Below are 16,598 nucleotides of genomic sequence, written 5' to 3' on the forward strand. Positions count from 1 at the left end.
CTTGAAGGGGTGAAAAGAAAGCTCAGGCCAAGTCTTTCACATACAGGATGGTCGTGAATCCGCTGTGCCATTCGAGGTCGGGGTAGCGGCCGGCCTCGCGGTAGCCGAGCGCGCCATACAGGCCCTGGCTCTGCGTGTTGAAGGTGTCGGTCTCGAGCCGCGCCTGCGCCACGCCGTCGGCGCGCATGCCGGCTTCGGCAAAGGCCATGAGCGCGCGGGCGATGCCCTTGCGCTGGTGCGCGGCGGGCACGTGCAGGGCCTGCACGAAGTCGTGCTCCCAGTGCACCATGCCGACCACCTCGCCCTCGAGTTCCGCCACGAAGAAGGCCGGCCCGCTCTCGTCGATGTAGCCCACGGGCTCGCCGCTGTCGGCATAGGCCTTCGCGGCCTCGGGCGTGAGCTGCGGCAGCCAGGTGCTCGCGAAGGTGTCGTCGAGGATGGCCTTCACCGCATCGAAGTCCGCCAGGCGCCAGGGCCGGATGGCAATGACGGCCCCGCTCACCGGTCCACCGCCAGCATCAGCGTTTCCTTGATCTCTTCCATCACCACGTAGCTGTGCGACTCGGCCGCCACCGGCAGCTTCTTCAGGATGTCGCCCAGCAGGTGCCGGTACTCGCTCATGCCGCTCAGGCGGGCCTTCACGAGGTAGTCGAAGCTGCCCGACACCAGGTGGCATTCGAGCACCTCGGGCATGTGCAGCAGCTCCTGCTTGACCTTGTCGAACACGTCGCCCGACTTGGCCGAGAGCTTGATCTCCACGAACACCAGCAGCGTCTTGCCCAGCGCCTCGGGCGACACGTGCGCGTGGTAGCCGGTGATGACGCCGTCGCGCTCCATGCGCTTGACGCGCTCGGCGCAGGGCGAGGCCGACAGGCCGATGCGCTCGGCCAGTTCGGTCATGGAAATACGGCCCTGGCGCTGCAGCAGGTCGAGGATCTTGCGGTCGATTCGGTCGAGTTCGGGCATTTCACTCCGCGCGGGGCCTTGGACGGTTTTCGGCAGCGATTTTCACGGCCAAAGACCTAAAAACAATGGAATCCACTGCATTGTGCACTTTAGATTCACATCATTCCATTCAGATACGCGAATACACCATGAAAGTCATCGTTCTCGGCGGCGGCGTGATCGGCACCACCACGGCGTACTACCTCGCGCGCTCCGGCGCCGAAGTCACCTTGCTCGACCGGCAGGCCGGTCCGGCCGAGGAAACGAGCTTCGGCAACGCCGGCCAGGTGTCGCCCGGCTACTCGACGCCGTGGGCCGCGCCCGGTATTCCGCTGAAGGCGATCAAGTGGATGTTCCAGAAGCACGCGCCGCTGTCGATACGCCCTGACGGCACGCTGTTCCAGCTGCGCTGGATGGCCGCCATGCTGCGCAACTGCTCGCCCGAACGCTACGCGGTCAACAAGGAACGCATGATGCGCGTGGCCGAATACAGCCGCGGCTGCCTGCAGCAGCTGCGCGCCGACACCGGCCTGCAGTACGAGCACCGCACCGGCGGCACGCTGCAACTCTTTCGCACGCAGGCGCAGCTCGACGCGGTGCAGCGCGACATCGCCGTGCTCGAGGAATGCGGCGTGCCCTATGAACTGCTCGACCGCGACGCCCTGGCGCGCGTCGAACCCGGCCTGGCCGGCGCGCGCGAGCGCCTCACGGGCGGCCTGCGCCTGCCCAACGACGAAACCGGCGACTGCCACCTGTTCACGCGCGGCCTGGCCGAGATCGCGCACGGCCTGGGCGTGGACTTCCGCTTCGGCCAGACCATCGACGGCCTGGAGACCGACGGCGGCCGCATCACCGGCGTGCGCACGCGTGCCGGCAAGATTCTTGCGGCCGACCGCTACGTGATGGCCTTCGGCAGCTACTCGCGCGCTGCCATCGCCTCGCTGGGCCTGGACATTCCGGTGTACCCGGTCAAGGGCTACTCGCTCACGGTGCCGATGCTCGACGAATCGCTCGCGCCGCAATCGACCGTGCTCGACGAAACCTACAAGGTGGCCGTCACGCGCTTCGACAACCGCATCCGCGTGGGCGGCATGGCCGAGCTCGGCGGCTTCGACCTGCGCCTGAACCCGGCGCGCCGCGCCACGCTCGAGAAGGTGGTGAGCGACCTGTTCCCGGGCGGCGACCTGCCCAACGCCAGCTTCTGGACCGGCCTGCGCCCCATGACGCCCGACAGCACGCCCATCGTCGGCGCCACGCGCTACCCCAACCTGTTCCTGAACACGGGCCACGGCACGCTGGGCTGGACCATGGCCTGCGGCTCGGGCAAGCTGATCTCGGACCTGGTCACGGGCCAGCGGCCGGAGATCCGCACAGATGGATTGGCAATGGACCGCTACACGCAAGGGCCGTCGCGTTCAGCGCGCCCGAACCCTACGACGGCGCCGGCCTGACCGACGCCTGGGAGGCGACGGGCCGCCCGGGCCCGCGCTGACCTACTCGTCGCTCGCGTCGTTGCCCGTCATCGCGAGCACCTCTTCGACAAAGGCCTCGAAGCGCGGCAACGCGGCAGGCAGCCCGTCGGGCGAAGCGGCCTCCCCTGCATCGAAGAAATGCGGCGCACCGGCGGGCATGGCGACCCATTCCCCGCCCTCGACCAACAGCCCCAGATACCCCTGCGCCGTCGGCAGGTAGAACAGCCCCGCGCTGTCGAGCACGCGCTGGCCTTCGGCCTCGCCGCGCCCCCAGCGCACGCCGTGGCGCGCGAGCTGGTCGCTGATCCAGCCGTCGCACACGTGCGTGTCGCGCCAATTGGCCTGGCCATCGAATACGGCGAGCACGGGCATGGGGCGTCCTTCGCTGAAGCGTGGTGGATTACTGCAGGAAGCTGGGCTTGGCGTAGCCCTGGAACTTGCTGTCGACCACCGTCTTGAATTCCTTCGAGCGGTAGGCCTCGGCGATGTCCTTGGCCCAGGCGGCGTTCTTGTCGGCGCTCTTCACGGCGACCACATTCAGGTAGTAGTCGGGCGTCTTCTCGAGCACCACGGCCTCGGTGAGCTTCAGGCCCGACGAGATCGCGAAGTTGCCGTTGACGATGGCGTACTCGGTGTCACCCAGCGAACGCGGCAGCTGCGCGGCCTCGAGCGGAATGAACTTGAGCTTCTTCGGGTTCTCGGCCACGTCCTTCTCGGACGCGCGCAGCGGATCGATGCCGGCCTTGATCGTGACCAGCTTGTTCTGCTCCAGCAGCACCAGCGCGCGCGCCAGGTTGCTCGGGTCGTTCGGCAGCGTCACGCGGTCGCCTTCCTTCACGTCGGCCAGCGTCTTGCGCTTGGTCGAGTACACGCCCATGGGCGCGATCGGCCCCTGCACCAGCTCGGCGAGGTCGAGCTTCTGGTCGGCCGAGAACTTCTGCAGGTAGACCCGATGCTGGAAGAAATTGGCGTCGAGCGAGCCCTGGGCCAGCGCGAGGTTGGGCTGCACGTAGTCGTTGAACTCGACCAGCTTCACCTTGTAGCCCTTCTTCTCGAGGATCGGAATGATGCCGGCCTTGAGCTGGTCGGCGTTGGAGCCGGCGGTGCCGCCGATCACGAGGTTCTTCTTGGCGTCTTGCGCCTGCGCCAGCGAAAGGCCGCCGAGCGACAGCGCGACGAGGGAAACGGCGAGGACGGAACGGCGCAGCAGTGCGGTTTTCATGGAATGAGCAGAGAAAGGGAAAGGAAAGAAAGAGAAATCAACGCTTGTCGAGCCGGCGCGCCGTGGTGTTTCCCACGAACTGCAGGATCTGCACCAGCACCACGAGCAGCGCCACGGTGAGCACCATCACGTCGGTCTGGAAGCGGTAGTAGCCGTAGCGGATCGCCAGGTCGCCGATGCCGCCGCCGCCCACCACACCGGCAATCGCCGAGTACGACAGGAAGCTCACGGCCAGCACGGTGAGCGCAAGCACCAGGCCCGAGCGCGCCTCGACCACCAGCACGCGCCAGACGATCTGCAGCTCCGAGGCGCCCATGGCATGCGCCGCCTCGATCACGCCGCGCGGCACCTCGCGCAGGCACTGGTCGACCAGCCGCGCGAAGTACGGAATGGCCGCGAACGACAGCGGCACCGCGGCCGCCAGCGGGCCGATGGAGGTGCCCGCGATGATCCGCGTGAACGGCACCAGCGCCACCAGCAGGATGATGAACGGGAAGGAACGCACCGTGTTCACGATCCAGTTGAGGATGTGGAACGCAGGCTTATTCTCGAGCGACTGGCCCGGGCCCAGCAGGAACAGCAGGATGCCCAGCGGCCCGCCGATGAGCACCGCCGCCGACAGGCCGATGGCCAGCATCAAAAAGGTCTGGCCCGTGGCCGTCCACAGCTCGGGAAGGATGGGGGTGATGTTCTCAAACATAGGCCAGCTCCTGCGCGTTGCGCTGTGCGGTCGCCACGCGCGGCACCACGGGTTCGCGCGCCTCGCGTTCGCGGCGGCGCACCAGTTCGTCGATCTCGCGGCCCAGCGCGGTCTTGCGCTCCTCGCTCGGCGCATCGACAGCGAACTGCTCGATGAGGCGGCCCTTTTCGAGGATCGCCACGTTGCGGCACAGCACCTCGACCACCGAGAGCTCGTGCGTGACGATCACGATGGTCACGCCGATCTTCTGGTTGATGTCGCGCAGCGTCTCGAGCAGCGCGCGGGTGGTTTCGGTGTCGAGCGCCGAGGTGGGCTCGTCGCACAGCAGCACCTGCGGGCGCGGCGCCAGCGCGCGGGCGATGGCCACGCGCTGCTTCTGGCCGCCCGAGAGCTGGGCCGGGTAGGTGTCGATCTTTTCGGCCAGGCCCACGAGGTCGAGGCACTCGCGCACCCGTTCGTTGATCTCGGCCTTGGAGTGGCGGCCGTGGATCTTCAACGGGAAGGCCACGTTGTCGAACACCGTGGCGTTCTGCAGCAGGTTGAACTGCTGGAAGATCATGCCGATGTTCTGGCGCGTGTCGCGCAGCTCGCGGCGCGACAGCGTCGTGAGGTCGCGCCCGCCGACGAACACCTGGCCCGCATCGGGGCGCTCGAGCAGGTTGATGAGGCGCAGCAGCGTCGACTTGCCGGCGCCGCTCTTGCCGATCAGGCCGAACACGTCGCCCTGCTGGATCTCGAGCGAGAGCGATTGCACGGCATCGAACACCTCGCCGCTGGGCAAGGCAAACGACTTCTGCACCGATTGAAGACGGATGACCGGCGCCGCGTTGCCGCGTGCCGCATCAGGCGAAGGGAAGGTCATGAAAGAAGGCGCGGGCCGCAAGGGCGCGATCGCGCAGGTTCGCAAAAAGGTGCCGAGTATGAAAAGAAACGAGCCGAAAGGGAACGAACAAATCGGCTCGTGCTTATATGAAAAATCAAATAAGAAAGACCATATGGAGCGAGTGGACGCCATATCGATATGAGGATTGGTTCGTTCCCGATCCGCGGCGGCAATGCCACATTCGGCGCCTTCATTTCTTCGATTTCGCGCCACCATGCATTCCACTTTCCGCCGCCGCGGCCTCACGCTCGCCGCCCTCGCCACCCTCGTCACCGCCCTTTTCGCCGGCAGCGCTGCCGTCGCGCAGGACAACAAGAACACCGTCAAGGTCGGCATTTCCGTCGGCAGCGCCGAGCAGGTGTTCGAGGTGGTCAAGAAGGTCGCCGCCAAGGACGGCCTGACCGTCCAGGTCGTGGTGTTCAACGACTACCAGCTGCCCAACGCGGCGCTGGCCGCCGGTGACCTGGACGCCAACGCCTTCCAGCACCAGCCCTTCCTGGACAACCAGATCAAGGCGCGCGGCTTCGACCTCGTGCCCGTGGGCCTGACCATCACCGCGCCGCTGGGCTTCTACTCGCGCAAGATCAAGTCGATCGACCAGCTGGCCGACGGCGCCTCGGTCGGCATCCAGAACGACCCGTCGAACGGCAACCGCGCCCTGCTGCTGCTGCAACAGGCCAAGCTCATCACCCTCAAGCCCGAGGCCGTGAAGAACAACAACGCCACGCCGCTGGACGTGGTGACCAACCCCAAGAAGCTCAAGCTGGTGTCGCTGGACGCCGCCCAGCTGCCGCGCTCGCTCGACGACCTGGCCATTTCGGCCATCAACAACGACTACGCCGAGAAGGCCGGCCTGTCGTTCGGCAAGGACGCCGTCATCAAGGAATCGGCCCAGAGCCCCTACGCCAACCTGATCGCCGTGCGCCGCGCCGATAAGGACAAGCCCTGGGCCAAGCGCCTCGTGGCGGCCTACCAGTCGCCGGAGGTGCGCAGCTTCATCGAGACGCAGTTCAAGGGGTCGCTGATTCCGGCGTTCTGATTCCGGTGCCCGCGCCTTCCCCCCGAGAGGGAAGGCGCAATACAGGGGCGCTGCCTGGCGAGTTGGCGGACCGTGAGAAAATGACGGGTTCCCCCGAACACCAACCTCACACAGTCAGGACACCCCATGGACGCAGAACAGATCAACCAAATCGGCGCAATGCTCGCGGACCTGAGCGTCCGTACGGTCGATTTACGGAGGTATCTTTGACTACGATGCCAAAGCTGAACGACTGAGGACAGTCAACGCATCGCTCGAAGACCCGAACGTCTGGAACGACCCCAAGAAGGCCCAGGAACTGGGCAAGGAAAAGAAGTCGCTCGACGACGTGGTCGTCACGCTCGACCGGCTCACCAACGGGCTGTCGGACAACACCGAGCTCTTCGAGATGTCGAAGGAAGACGGCGACCTCGATGGCCTGCAGGCCATTGCCGATGACGCCGCCACGCTCGAAGCCGACATCAAGCAGCTCGAATTCCGCCGGATGTTCAACAACCCGGCCGACCCGCTGAACGCCTTTGTCGACATCCAGGCCGGCGCCGGTGGCACCGAAGCCTGCGACTGGGCCAGCATGCTGCTGCGCCAGTACCTGAAGTACGCCGAGCGCAAGGGCTTCAAGACGCAGATCGAAGACGAAACGCCCGGCGACACCGCCGGCATCAAGGGCGCGACCATCAAGGTCGAGGGCGACTACGCCTTCGGCCTGCTGCGCACCGAGACCGGCGTGCACCGCCTGGTGCGCAAGTCGCCGTTCGACTCGTCGGGCGGCCGCCACACCAGCTTTGCCTCGATCTTCGTGTACCCCGAGATCGACGACTCGATCGAGATCGAGATCAACCCTTCGGACGTGCGCACCGACACCTTCCGCGCCAGCGGCGCCGGCGGCCAGCACATCAACAAGACCGACTCGGCCGTGCGCCTGACGCACATCCCGACCGGCATCGTGGTGCAGTGCCAGGACGGCCGCAGCCAGCACAGCAACCGCGACGTGGCGTGGAAGCGCCTGCGCTCGCGCCTGTACGACCACGAGATGCGCAAGCGCCAGGAAGAGCAGCAAAAGCTCGAGGACAGCAAGACCGACGTGGGCTGGGGCCACCAGATCCGCAGCTACGTGCTGGACAACAGCCGCATCAAGGACCTGCGCACCAACGTCGAAGTCTCGGCCACGCAGAAGGTGCTCGACGGCGACCTCGACGTGTTCATCGAAGCCTCGCTCAAGCAAGGCGTCTGACCGATGAGCCTGAACACCGGCAGGGTCGAAGCCCTGATCTTCGACATGGACGGCACCATGATCGACTCCATGCCCTGGCATGCGCGCTCGTGGGTGACCTTCGCGCAGCGCCACGGCGTGCAGCTCGACGTGAGCGAGATCCTCGCGCGCACCACGGGCCGCACCGGCACCGAGAGCATGCGCGAGCTGTTCGAGCGCGAGCTCTCCGATGCCGAGTGCCAGGCGATGGTGCACGAGAAGGAAGAGATCTACCGCGAACTCTTCCATGACAACTTCACCGAGGTGGCGGGCTTCACCGCCTTCGCCAAGGCTGCGGTGGCACGTGGCCTGAAGGTGGCGGTCGGCACGGCCGGCGACCGGCACAACATCGCGTTCGCCATGTCGCGCCTGAAGATGGACCCGCTGCCGCTGGCCATCGTCGGCGGCGACGAAGGCTTTTCGGGCAAGCCCACGCCCGCGATCTTTCTGGAAGCCGCGCGCCGCATCGGCGTGGCGCCCGAGCGCTGCATCGTCTTCGAGGACGCGCCCTTCGGCATCGAAGCGGCCCGCCGCGGCGGCATGCGCGCCGTGGCCGTGTGCAGCACCCATACGGCCGCCGAGCTGGCCGGCCCCCACGTGATCGCCGCCGTTCGCGACTACAACGAACTGGCCCATTCGAATTTTCTGGAGACCCTCGATGCTGCTTCAGCGTGACGCCCAAGGGCAACCCATTGCCATCCGCCGCGAAGACTATGCCGCGCCGGCGTTCTGGATCGACACCGTCGACCTGACCTTCGACCTCGACCCCGCCAAGACCCGCGTGCTCAACCGCATGCAGCTGCGCCGCAACCCCGAGGTGCCGGCCCAGCCGCTGCGCCTGGACGGCGACGAGCTCAACCTGGCGCGCGTGCTCGTGAACGGCCAGGGCGCCTCGTTCCGCATGGAAGGCGATCAGCTCGTCATCGACGGCCTGCCCGACGCCTTCGAGCTCGAACTCTTCACCACCTGCTGCCCCATCAAGAACACCAAGCTGATGGGCCTGTTCGTGAGCGAAGACACCTTCTTCACGCAGTGCGAGGCCGAGGGCTTTCGCCGCATCACGTACTTCCTCGACCGTCCGGACGTGATGGCGATGTACACCGTCACGCTGCGCGCCAGCAAGGCCGCCTACCCGGTGCTGCTGTCGAACGGCAACCTCGTCGACCAGGGCGAGCTGCCCGAGGGCCGCCACTTCGCCAAGTGGGTCGACCCCTTCAAGAAACCCAGCTACCTGTTCGCCCTGGTCGCGGGCAAGCTCGTGGCGCGCGAGCAGCGCATCAAGGCCCGCAGCGGCAAGGAACATCTGCTGCAGGTGTACGTGCGCGCCGGCGACCTCGACAAGACCGAGCACGCCATGAACTCGCTGGTCAACTCCGTGCTCTGGGACGAAGCCCGCTTCGGCCTGCCGCTGGACCTCGACCGCTTCATGATCGTGGCCACCAGCGACTTCAACATGGGCGCCATGGAGAACAAGGGCCTGAACATCTTCAACACGAAGTACGTTCTGGCCAACCAGGCCACCGCCACCGACGCCGACTACAGCAACATCGAAAGCGTGGTCGGCCACGAGTACTTCCACAACTGGAGCGGCGACCGCGTGACCTGCCGCGACTGGTTCCAGCTCTCGCTGAAGGAAGGCCTCACCGTCTTCCGCGACCAGGAGTTCAGCCAGGACCTGTGCGCCGACGCCTCGGCCCGCGCCGTGAAGCGCATCGAAGACGTGCGCGTGCTGCGCACCGCCCAATTCCCCGAAGACGCCGGCCCCATGGCCCACCCGGTGCGGCCCGACAGCTACATCGAGATCAGCAACTTCTACACCGTCACCATCTACGAAAAGGGTGCCGAGGTCGTTCGCATGATGCAGACACTGGTCGGCCGCAAGGGCTTCGAAAAGGGCATCACCCTGTACTTCGAGCGCCACGACGGCCAGGCCGTGACCTGCGACGACTTCGCCCAGGCCATTGCCGACGCCAACCCCGATTCCGAGCTGGCCCGCCTGCTGCCCCAGTTCAAGCGCTGGTACAGCCAGGCCGGCACGCCCCGCCTGGCCGCGCACGGCGTGTACGACGCGCAGAACCGCAGCTACACCCTGAGCGTGGTGCAAAGCTGCCCGCCCACGCCGGGCCAGCAGACCAAAGAACCCTTCGTCATTCCGCTGAACATCGGCCTGCTCGACGCCGCCACCGGCCGCGAGCTGCCCATGCAGCTCGAGGGCGAAAGCGATGTGGCACGCGGCACCCGCACCATCGTGCTGTCGCGCGCCGGCGAGCAGATCACCTTCGTGGGCCTGGACGCCGAGCCCGTGCCGTCCATCTTGCGCGGCTTCAGCGCGCCGGTGATCCTCGACTTTGCGTACACCGACGCCCAGCTGCTCACCCTGCTGGCCAACGACCCCGATCCGTTCAACCGCTGGGAAGCCGGCCAACGCCTGGGCCTGCGCGCCGCGCTGCAAGCCATTGCCGCGCACGCCACCGACACCACGCCGGTGCTCAACGACGCCTACCTCGACGCCATGCGCGGCGTGCTGCGCCACCCGCAGCTCGACGCCGCCTTCAAGGAACTGGTGCTCACGCTGCCGTCGGAAACCTACATTGCCGAACAGCTCGACGTGGTCGATCCGCAGCGCGTGCACCTCGTGCGCGAAGCCATGCGCGCCCAGCTCGCCACCGCCCTCTTCGCCGACTGGGAACAGGCCTACGAAGACAACAAGGACACCGGCGCCTACACGCCCGACCCGACCTCGTCGGGCCGCCGCGCGCTGGCCGGCATGGCGCTCAACTTCCTGTGCCTGGCGGCGCGCGCCTCGGGCGACACCGTGTGGCCGGGCAAGACCCTGCAGCGCTTCAAGGATGCGGGCAACATGACCGACCGCTTCAACGCGCTCAACGCCCTCGTGTCGTCGGGCCACACCCTGGCGGCGCAGGCGCTCGCGCGCTTCCACGCCATGTTCAAGGACGAGGCGTTGGTCATCGACAAGTGGTTCTCGCTGCAGGCCGGCGCCAGCGACCGCGGCGGCGACATCCTGCCGCTGGTGAAGCAGCTCATGAAGCACCCCGACTTCTCGCTGAAGAACCCCAACCGCGCGCGCAGCGTGATCTTCAGCTACTGCAGCGGCAACCCCGGCGCCTTCCACCGCGCCGACGCCGCCGGCTACGTGTTCTGGAGCGAGCGCGTGATCGAGCTCGACGCCATCAACCCCCAGGTGGCCGCACGCCTGGCGCGCGCACTCGACCGCTGGAGCAAGCTGGCCGAGCCGTACCGCAGCGCCGCACGCGAAGCGATTGCCCGCGTCGCTGCCAAGCCCGACCTGAGCAAGGACACCCACGAAGTCGTCACCCGCGCCCTCGCCGGAAACTGAACCCACTGAACCCCACAAGATCCATGGCTCAACAAAAAATCTCCTTCACCCGCTACCTCGTCGAACAGCAACGCGCCGACGGCCTCATTCCCGGCCAGCTGCGCCTGTTGCTCGAAGTGGTCGCCCGCGCCTGCAAGAGCATCAGCCAGGCCGTCAACAAGGGCGCGCTGGGTGGCGTGCTCGGCACGGCCGAGAGCGAGAACGTGCAGGGCGAAATCCAGAAGAAGCTGGACATCATCGCCAACGAAGTGCTCATTGAAGCCAACGAATGGGGCGGCCACCTCGCGGCCATGGCCAGCGAAGAGATGGAAACCATCCACGTGGTGCCCAACCGCTACCCGCAGGGCGAATACCTCTTGATGTTCGACCCGCTCGACGGCAGCAGCAACATCGACGTCAACGTGAGCATCGGCACCATCTTCAGCGTGCTGAAGAAGCCCGACGACACCCCCGGCGTGCAGGAAGCCGACTTTCTGCAGCCCGGCACCCAGCAGGTGGCCGCCGGCTACTGCATCTACGGCCCGCAGACCACCCTGGTGCTCACCGTGGGCAACGGCGTGGCCATGTTCACGCTCGACCGCGAGCAAGGCAGCTTCGTGCTCACGCAGGAAGACATCCAGATTCCGGCCGATACGAAAGAATTTGCCATCAACATGAGCAACATGCGCCACTGGGACGAGCCCGTGAAGCGCTACATCGACGAATGCCTGGCCGGCAAGGAAGGCCCGCGCGGCAAGGACTTCAACATGCGCTGGATTGCCAGCATGGTGGCCGACGTGCACCGCATCCTGATGCGCGGCGGCGTCTTCATGTACCCGTGGGACAAGCGCGAGCCCGAAAAGGCCGGCAAGCTGCGCCTGATGTACGAGGCCAACCCCATGAGCTGGCTCGTCGAGCAGGCCGGCGGCGCCGCCACCAACGGCAAGCAGCGCATCCTCGACCTGAAGCCCACCAAACTGCACGAGCGCGTGAGCGTGATGTTGGGTTCGCGTCACGAAGTCGAGCGTTTGACGCAGTACCACGCCGAGAAGCCTTGATTTCTTGGCTATAATCTGAGGCTTCGCCGGTGTAGCTCAGTCGGTAGAGCAGCTCATTCGTAATGAGAAGGTCGGGTGTTCGATTCATCTCTCCGGCACCAAATGAAACGCCCCTGATTCGCAAGGATCAGGGGCTTTTTTGCTGCGCGGCCTAGAAATTACGGCCGATAAGGGCCCGAAATCAATGCCGCCCCACCGGCTCAAGGCTGCGAAGTCGTTCTATCAGAGCCAGATTCTTCGTATGAGCGTGTTCGCCATAGTGCACTTCGCGATGGCACGCTGGGCACAGCGCGGCCACGAACTGCGGATGATCCGGCCCTCCATCAGATACACGCGTGGTGTGATGCGGCTCTAAGTACGGCGACCCGCCACTTCGATGAAACGGCGCCGGCTCCTTGCAAAGCTCACATTTCCCTGCTGCCCGCAAAAGCACATAGTCCCGCACCGCGCGGCTACGGTCATAGACCGTCCGGCTTCCCTTTGTGCTGTCTTTTGCGCCATCGACCTTGGACGCGGCAATTGCCCTGTTTCGAGACTCTTGCAGCGTCAGCTCCTCAGCAGAATCCTCCGCTGCAGCAAGCTCCAGTTGTTCAAGACGCGTGACCGGCACCAGCCGAAAAATGATTGCATCTCGAAGCGCTTTCTTCTTGTCCAGCGCACGAACCCAGTCATGCCCCTGGTACACAAATTCGCCGAGATACTTTTGGCCCTTGCCTTTGCCAATGGTCCGAAACAAGTGCAGCGCTTTTCCTCTGGCTGAGTGGTCGCGAACTGCCTTGTTGCCGCGAACAAACTGCATGTCGCCTTCTTGGCCTTCGCCTGAGAAAAAGAAGGTGCCCTCGTCATCGAATCGATCGGCGTAGCCATATTGCTCGCCACTATCGCCAGTGAAAAGAAACGTCACTGGTGCTTGCGCCGAATCAGAAATTCCGCCTTGCCGACCGCCGCCAAACGGGTCATTGAGGTTTGGCCAGCGCCGATAAATCTCCCCAACAACAAAAGATGGAAGCGGCCCGGCGATTGGGAGTGAGGGTGTTTTGCTAGCCACGTCGGCTCACCGAGAAACCGATTTGGCTGTTCCCAATTCGACACTGGTCCTTCGATTTGGAAAAAATCACAGCGCACTGCACCTCGCGATTTGCACCGAAATAGCCTGGCATCACCCGCCCTTCGTTAACGATTGACTACACTTTAACGTCAATCAATCGGGCAGTTCACAGTTTGGCGCCCTCTACGCAATCATTGTTTCCTGGCTTGTGAGCCAAACCCTGGGCGCCCCGAGCAAGTCTGGTCGCTTGCCTGCCAATTTATTGAGCAACTGTGAAATGGCAGGACCCTCGCTAGATACACTTGTTTCATGACCGGAGTCCGGCACCGCTTCCGTTTATTGAAGGCGGGCAGAACCGGACAGACACACCTCATTGGCACAAGGCGATAGGAGAGCCCCACATGACCGATGCAGCTGACGCGGCGTTGGACACCCCACTCGTCAACGTCGCGCCGCTTGCCGCACGCTTGGAGCACTTCGCCACCGAGCGCGACTGGGCCCAGTTCCACTCCCCCAAGAACTTGGTGATGGCCCTGACCGGCGAGGTCGGCGAGCTGAACGAGATCTTTCAGTGGATGTCCGAGCAAGGCTCCAAAGAAGCCGGCCGAAACCCACAGACAGCCCAGGCCGTTCAGGACGAACTCGCGGATGTCCTGCTCTATCTCGTTCGCCTGTCTTCCGTCTTGGGCGTGGACCTCAACGCTGCGGTCCAACAGAAGCTGAAGGCCAATGCCCTGCGCTATCCGGCTGACAAGGTGCGCGGTAGCAGCAAGAAGCACAGCTCGCAGGAAGCGCGCGAATCTGGGAAGGACTGACGTGATCGTCTACGAGGCCGACAAGAAGCAATTTCTCAGCGACAGCAACGACAGGGACATCGAGGAGGTCGTCTTCGCCAAGTACTTCCACACCACGGGACGCAACGTGTCTGCGGCAGAAAAGAAGTCATGGAAGGAGTCGCTTGGCTACATGTCGAAGGTCCTCAGCGACTCCGAAATTCCGAATGACGTCGGCGTGGCCGTTGAACTTCATATCCCGCAAAGTTCCAAGCGCATCGACATCAGCCTGACTGGCCGAGGCCACGACGACTCGAAGAACATCGTGATCGTCGAGCTGAAGCAGTGGGACAAGGTGAAGTCTTCGACCAAGGACGCACTGGTCAACACCTACCTCGGCGGAGGGCACCGAGACGTGGTGCACCCCTCATACCAAGCGTGGTCCTATGCCTCGTTGATGGAGGGCTTCAATGAGGCCGTCTATGCCGGCGGCATTTCAGTCCAAGCGTGCGCGTATCTGCACAACTACGAGCGCGATGGTGTCATCGACTCGGACCACTACGCCGGCTACATCGCGAAAGCGCCGCTGTTCCTGAAGGGCGAGACCGAGCGAAGCATGCTTCGCAACTTCATCAAACAGCACATCAAGTTCGGCGACCCGAGCGTGCTCTATGAACTGGCCAACGGCCGCATCAGGCCATCGAAGGCGCTCAGCGACAGCCTTGCGGGCCTGCTGAAGGGGAATCCCGAGTTCATCTTGATCGATGACCAGAAAGAGGTCTACGAGAACATCTTGGCTGCAGGCCGATCTGCATCGAGCGCGAACCCCAAGGTGGTGATCGTCGAAGGCGGCCCGGGGACTGGCAAGACGGTGCTCGCTATCAACGCACTGGTCACCTTGATGGGTGCCGGCCTGAACTGCAAATACGTTTCGAAGAACGCCGCACCTCGGCGCGTCTACGAAACCAAGCTCGCGGGCACCATGACGCGCACGCGCTACTCCAACCTCTTCACGGGCTCCGGTGGTTTCATCGAAACACCCGCAGACCAGTTCGACGTGCTGATCGTGGACGAGGCGCACCGCCTGAACGAAAAGAGCGGCCTGTACGGCAACCTGGGCGAGAACCAAGTCAAGGAGTTGATTGCCGCCGCCAAGTGCACGGTGTTCTTCATCGACGAGGACCAGCGGGTCGCGTTGAGCGACATCGGCACGAAACAAACCATTCGCACATTCGGCACGGACAAGGGCGCAGAGGTCTCTGAGCACGAACTCGCATCGCAGTTCAGATGCAGCGGCTCCGACGGCTACATCGCGTGGCTCGACGACGCCCTCGCCGTTCGAGAGACCGCGAACAAGACGCTCACGCCAGCCGAGTTCGACTTTCAGGTCTTCAGCGATCCGGCGGACCTTCATACGGCGATTGCGCAGAAGAACCACACAGGCACCGCCCGTGTCGTCGCCGGTTACTGCTGGCCCTGGACCAGCAAGAAAGACCCGAAAGCCTTCGACATCGTCATTGGCGACTACCGCAAGCGATGGAACCTCGATGTCGATGGCAGCCTTTGGATCATTGCGCCGAACTCAATCAACGAGGTCGGCTGCATCCACACCTGCCAAGGGCTGGAGGTGGACTACATCGGCGTGATCGTCGGCCCCGACCTCATCGTGCGTGACGGTCGGGTCGTGACGGAGCCGAAGGCCCGCGACCGGCACGACAAGACCTTGCGCGGCTACAAGGCGCGGCTCAAGGCAGACCCGAAGAACGCCACGGCAGAGGCGGACCTGATCATCAAGAACACCTACCGCACGCTGATGACGCGCGGCATGAAGGGGTGCTACGTCTACTGCAGCGACGAGGAGACCGCTAGCTACTTCCGCGCGCGGTTGTCGTCCCCTGCAGCGCTCATGTAGGTGCCGACGCGTCCGCTGCGTTGATCCGTCTCAGCAGTTGCTGCGCAAGCTCTGCGACTTCGCCCGCTAGGTCTGCTGCGATCCACATCACGTGGTCTCGGTGCACGGCACCAATCGCGTCGAACCATTCACTGCAGTCTCCGTAGCAGCAGCTCAGCAGCGATTGCAGTTGGGACGACTTCTTCTCGAGAACGTCGGCCGCGTCGGGGCAGGTTGCCCTGAGGGAATCGGGCATGGTTTGCCCGGCGATAATTTGATCAGCCATTTGATGTGCTCGCTTTCCAAAGTCAGTGCACGTTGTTTGGTCAGACGGTCAGGGTGTTAGCGCACCCTGGCCGTCGCCTTTTGTGCCTCACATCGACATCGCTGCGGTGTGCATCGATGTCCCGCCGTGAGGCGCGGCGGTCGTTCAAATGTAGGGAGAGAAGCGCGTCAGCGGAAGCCTCTCACGGTGAACAAATGAGGACTCGCGTCGACTTGTAGTCACGCACGCGAAGACGATCGCCCTGCGAATCGCGCACCGGCCTCAACCAGCACCCGCAGCCCACGCCTCCACCCGCCGCACCAACGCATCCCGCCGCGCCGCCACCTCCGCCAGCAGGTACTGCCGCGCCTGCTCCTGCGCCACGTCGCTCGACAGAAACCACTGCTCGCGCTCGGCGCTTCCTTGCGGTGGTGGGGTGCCCCACCCTGCTTCGCCATTCGCGCCTCTGAACGCTTCGGTCATGGGCAGGCGGCCATCGGTCTTGCCGATGTTCGACAGCGCATCGGGCGGGCCGTCGAGCGCGATGCGCACGTGCACGACGCTCTCGCCTTCGGTGCGGATCGATGTGCCCAGGCCGCCCTCGCGGTGCACGCGCCACAGCTCGGCCGCGGAGGCGTTGCGGACCCAGCTCTCCAGGGCGCGGACCAGGCTCTCGAGAATGATTTGTTGGTTCATGAGGAATATTTCACACGTTT

18 protein-coding genes and 1 tRNA gene are annotated in these 16,598 nt (G+C 64.6%); 10 read left to right on the forward strand and 9 right to left on the reverse strand.

What is annotated here, in order from left to right:
• Positions 1-22: 22 nt before the first annotated feature.
• Positions 23-502, reverse strand: a complete 480-nt coding sequence (locus tag AC1RL8_RS13830) for a GNAT family N-acetyltransferase (RefSeq protein ID WP_492684542.1) — start codon at positions 500-502, stop codon at positions 23-25.
• A complete protein-coding gene (locus tag AC1RL8_RS13835) occupies positions 499-966 on the reverse strand; it encodes an Lrp/AsnC ligand binding domain-containing protein (protein ID WP_062473326.1) in 468 nt (155 codons plus the stop codon). Before AC1RL8_RS13835 ends, AC1RL8_RS13830 begins: the two co-directional genes overlap by 4 nt.
• A gap of 65 nt (positions 967-1,031) precedes the next feature.
• Between AC1RL8_RS13835 and AC1RL8_RS13840 the strand changes: the two genes are divergently transcribed.
• Positions 1,032-2,396, forward strand: coding sequence for a D-amino acid dehydrogenase (locus AC1RL8_RS13840; protein WP_492684543.1), 1,365 nt, complete (start codon positions 1,032-1,034; stop codon positions 2,394-2,396).
• A 42-nt stretch (positions 2,397-2,438) separates the two neighbouring features.
• Here the strand turns inward: AC1RL8_RS13840 and AC1RL8_RS13845 are convergent, their stop codons facing one another.
• From AC1RL8_RS13845 to AC1RL8_RS13860, 4 genes are read right to left on the reverse strand one after another with little or no spacing between them, the layout of a single operon-like run.
• On the reverse strand, positions 2,439-2,789 hold the full coding sequence (locus tag AC1RL8_RS13845; protein ID WP_492684544.1) for a hypothetical protein: 351 nt from the start codon (positions 2,787-2,789) through the stop codon (positions 2,439-2,441).
• Between the two features lie 28 nt (positions 2,790-2,817).
• Positions 2,818-3,639: a MetQ/NlpA family ABC transporter substrate-binding protein gene (locus tag AC1RL8_RS13850; protein ID WP_492684545.1), complete on the reverse strand. Its 822-nt coding sequence runs from the start codon at positions 3,637-3,639 to the stop codon at positions 2,818-2,820.
• Between the two features lie 37 nt (positions 3,640-3,676).
• A complete protein-coding gene (locus AC1RL8_RS13855) occupies positions 3,677-4,339 on the reverse strand; it encodes a methionine ABC transporter permease (protein ID WP_056571730.1) in 663 nt (220 codons plus the stop codon).
• Positions 4,332-5,201 carry a methionine ABC transporter ATP-binding protein gene (locus tag AC1RL8_RS13860; RefSeq protein ID WP_492684546.1) on the reverse strand — a complete coding sequence of 290 codons (870 nt, stop codon included), beginning with the start codon at positions 5,199-5,201 and terminating at the stop codon, positions 4,332-4,334. The genes AC1RL8_RS13855 and AC1RL8_RS13860 overlap by 8 nt, the downstream gene beginning before the upstream one ends.
• Between AC1RL8_RS13860 and AC1RL8_RS13865 the strand changes: the two genes are divergently transcribed.
• From AC1RL8_RS13865 to AC1RL8_RS13895, 7 genes are all read left to right on the forward strand, one after another.
• Positions 5,200-5,364, forward strand: coding sequence for a hypothetical protein (locus tag AC1RL8_RS13865; RefSeq protein ID WP_492684547.1), 165 nt, complete (start codon positions 5,200-5,202; stop codon positions 5,362-5,364). The genes AC1RL8_RS13860 and AC1RL8_RS13865 overlap by 2 nt on opposite strands.
• A gap of 72 nt (positions 5,365-5,436) precedes the next feature.
• A complete protein-coding gene (locus AC1RL8_RS13870; protein ID WP_492684548.1) occupies positions 5,437-6,261 on the forward strand; it encodes a MetQ/NlpA family ABC transporter substrate-binding protein in 825 nt (274 codons plus the stop codon).
• Between the two features lie 126 nt (positions 6,262-6,387).
• Positions 6,388-7,492, forward strand: a protein-coding gene (gene prfB / locus AC1RL8_RS13875; RefSeq protein ID WP_095950518.1) for a peptide chain release factor 2 whose coding sequence is annotated in 2 segments (ribosomal slippage) — positions 6,388-6,468 and positions 6,470-7,492 — 1,104 coding nt in all. Because the reading frame shifts where the segments join, the coding sequence is not laid out codon by codon here.
• Between the two features lie 3 nt (positions 7,493-7,495).
• On the forward strand, positions 7,496-8,185 hold the full coding sequence (locus AC1RL8_RS13880; RefSeq protein ID WP_070062371.1) for an HAD family hydrolase: 690 nt from the start codon (positions 7,496-7,498) through the stop codon (positions 8,183-8,185).
• Positions 8,169-10,868 carry an aminopeptidase N gene (gene pepN / locus AC1RL8_RS13885; RefSeq protein WP_062473310.1) on the forward strand — a complete coding sequence of 900 codons (2,700 nt, stop codon included), beginning with the start codon at positions 8,169-8,171 and terminating at the stop codon, positions 10,866-10,868. The genes AC1RL8_RS13880 and pepN overlap by 17 nt, the downstream gene beginning before the upstream one ends.
• Positions 10,869-10,891: 23 nt before the next feature.
• Positions 10,892-11,905 carry a class 1 fructose-bisphosphatase gene (locus AC1RL8_RS13890; RefSeq protein WP_056571748.1) on the forward strand — a complete coding sequence of 338 codons (1,014 nt, stop codon included), beginning with the start codon at positions 10,892-10,894 and terminating at the stop codon, positions 11,903-11,905.
• A gap of 25 nt (positions 11,906-11,930) precedes the next feature.
• Positions 11,931-12,006: transfer RNA gene (locus AC1RL8_RS13895), tRNA-Thr, on the forward strand.
• A gap of 80 nt (positions 12,007-12,086) precedes the next feature.
• Here the strand turns inward: AC1RL8_RS13895 and AC1RL8_RS13900 are convergent.
• Positions 12,087-12,953, reverse strand: coding sequence for an SRA domain-containing endonuclease (locus tag AC1RL8_RS13900; protein WP_492684549.1), 867 nt, complete (start codon positions 12,951-12,953; stop codon positions 12,087-12,089).
• 401 nt (positions 12,954-13,354) lie between these two features.
• Here AC1RL8_RS13900 and AC1RL8_RS13905 point away from each other — a divergent pair, with 401 nt between their 5' ends.
• Positions 13,355-13,768, forward strand: a complete 414-nt coding sequence (locus tag AC1RL8_RS13905; protein ID WP_492684550.1) for a nucleotide pyrophosphohydrolase — start codon at positions 13,355-13,357, stop codon at positions 13,766-13,768.
• Between the two features lies 1 nt (position 13,769).
• Positions 13,770-15,638: a DNA/RNA helicase domain-containing protein gene (locus AC1RL8_RS13910; protein ID WP_492684551.1), complete on the forward strand. Its 1,869-nt coding sequence runs from the start codon at positions 13,770-13,772 to the stop codon at positions 15,636-15,638.
• On the opposite strand, the gene AC1RL8_RS13915 is transcribed toward AC1RL8_RS13910, so the two are convergent.
• Complete coding sequence (locus AC1RL8_RS13915; protein ID WP_492684552.1) at positions 15,631-15,903, reverse strand: hypothetical protein; 273 nt, start codon at positions 15,901-15,903, stop codon at positions 15,631-15,633. The two genes, AC1RL8_RS13910 and AC1RL8_RS13915, sit on opposite strands and share 8 nt — an antisense overlap.
• A 261-nt stretch (positions 15,904-16,164) precedes the next feature.
• Entirely contained in the window at positions 16,165-16,578 is a 414-nt protein-coding gene (locus tag AC1RL8_RS13920) for a hypothetical protein (protein WP_492684553.1), read from the reverse strand.
• Between the last annotated feature and the right edge of the window lie 20 nt (positions 16,579-16,598).

Source organism: Variovorax sp. GW822-FHT04E09 (assembly GCF_058800845.1).

Excerpts from the sequence above, each read along its gene's own strand:
- AC1RL8_RS13835 (WP_062473326.1), bottom strand. The coding sequence starts at position 966 with ATGCCCGAACTCGACCGAATCGACCGCAAGATCCTCGACCTGCTGCAG.
- AC1RL8_RS13840 (WP_492684543.1), top strand. The coding sequence starts at position 1,032 with ATGGAATCCACTGCATTGTGCACTTTAGATTCACATCATTCCATTCAG.
- AC1RL8_RS13845 (WP_492684544.1), bottom strand. The coding sequence starts at position 2,789 with ATGCCCGTGCTCGCCGTATTCGATGGCCAGGCCAATTGGCGCGACACG.
- AC1RL8_RS13850 (WP_492684545.1), bottom strand. The coding sequence starts at position 3,639 with ATGAAAACCGCACTGCTGCGCCGTTCCGTCCTCGCCGTTTCCCTCGTC.
- AC1RL8_RS13855 (WP_056571730.1), bottom strand. The coding sequence starts at position 4,339 with ATGTTTGAGAACATCACCCCCATCCTTCCCGAGCTGTGGACGGCCACG.
- AC1RL8_RS13865 (WP_492684547.1), top strand. The coding sequence starts at position 5,200 with ATGAAAGAAGGCGCGGGCCGCAAGGGCGCGATCGCGCAGGTTCGCAAA.
- AC1RL8_RS13860 (WP_492684546.1), bottom strand. The coding sequence starts at position 5,201 with ATGACCTTCCCTTCGCCTGATGCGGCACGCGGCAACGCGGCGCCGGTC.
- AC1RL8_RS13870 (WP_492684548.1), top strand. The coding sequence starts at position 5,437 with ATGCATTCCACTTTCCGCCGCCGCGGCCTCACGCTCGCCGCCCTCGCC.
- AC1RL8_RS13880 (WP_070062371.1), top strand. The coding sequence starts at position 7,496 with ATGAGCCTGAACACCGGCAGGGTCGAAGCCCTGATCTTCGACATGGAC.
- pepN (WP_062473310.1), top strand. The coding sequence starts at position 8,169 with ATGCTGCTTCAGCGTGACGCCCAAGGGCAACCCATTGCCATCCGCCGC.
- AC1RL8_RS13890 (WP_056571748.1), top strand. The coding sequence starts at position 10,892 with ATGGCTCAACAAAAAATCTCCTTCACCCGCTACCTCGTCGAACAGCAA.
- AC1RL8_RS13905 (WP_492684550.1), top strand. The coding sequence starts at position 13,355 with ATGACCGATGCAGCTGACGCGGCGTTGGACACCCCACTCGTCAACGTC.
- AC1RL8_RS13915 (WP_492684552.1), bottom strand. The coding sequence starts at position 15,903 with ATGGCTGATCAAATTATCGCCGGGCAAACCATGCCCGATTCCCTCAGG.
- AC1RL8_RS13920 (WP_492684553.1), bottom strand. The coding sequence starts at position 16,578 with ATGAACCAACAAATCATTCTCGAGAGCCTGGTCCGCGCCCTGGAGAGC.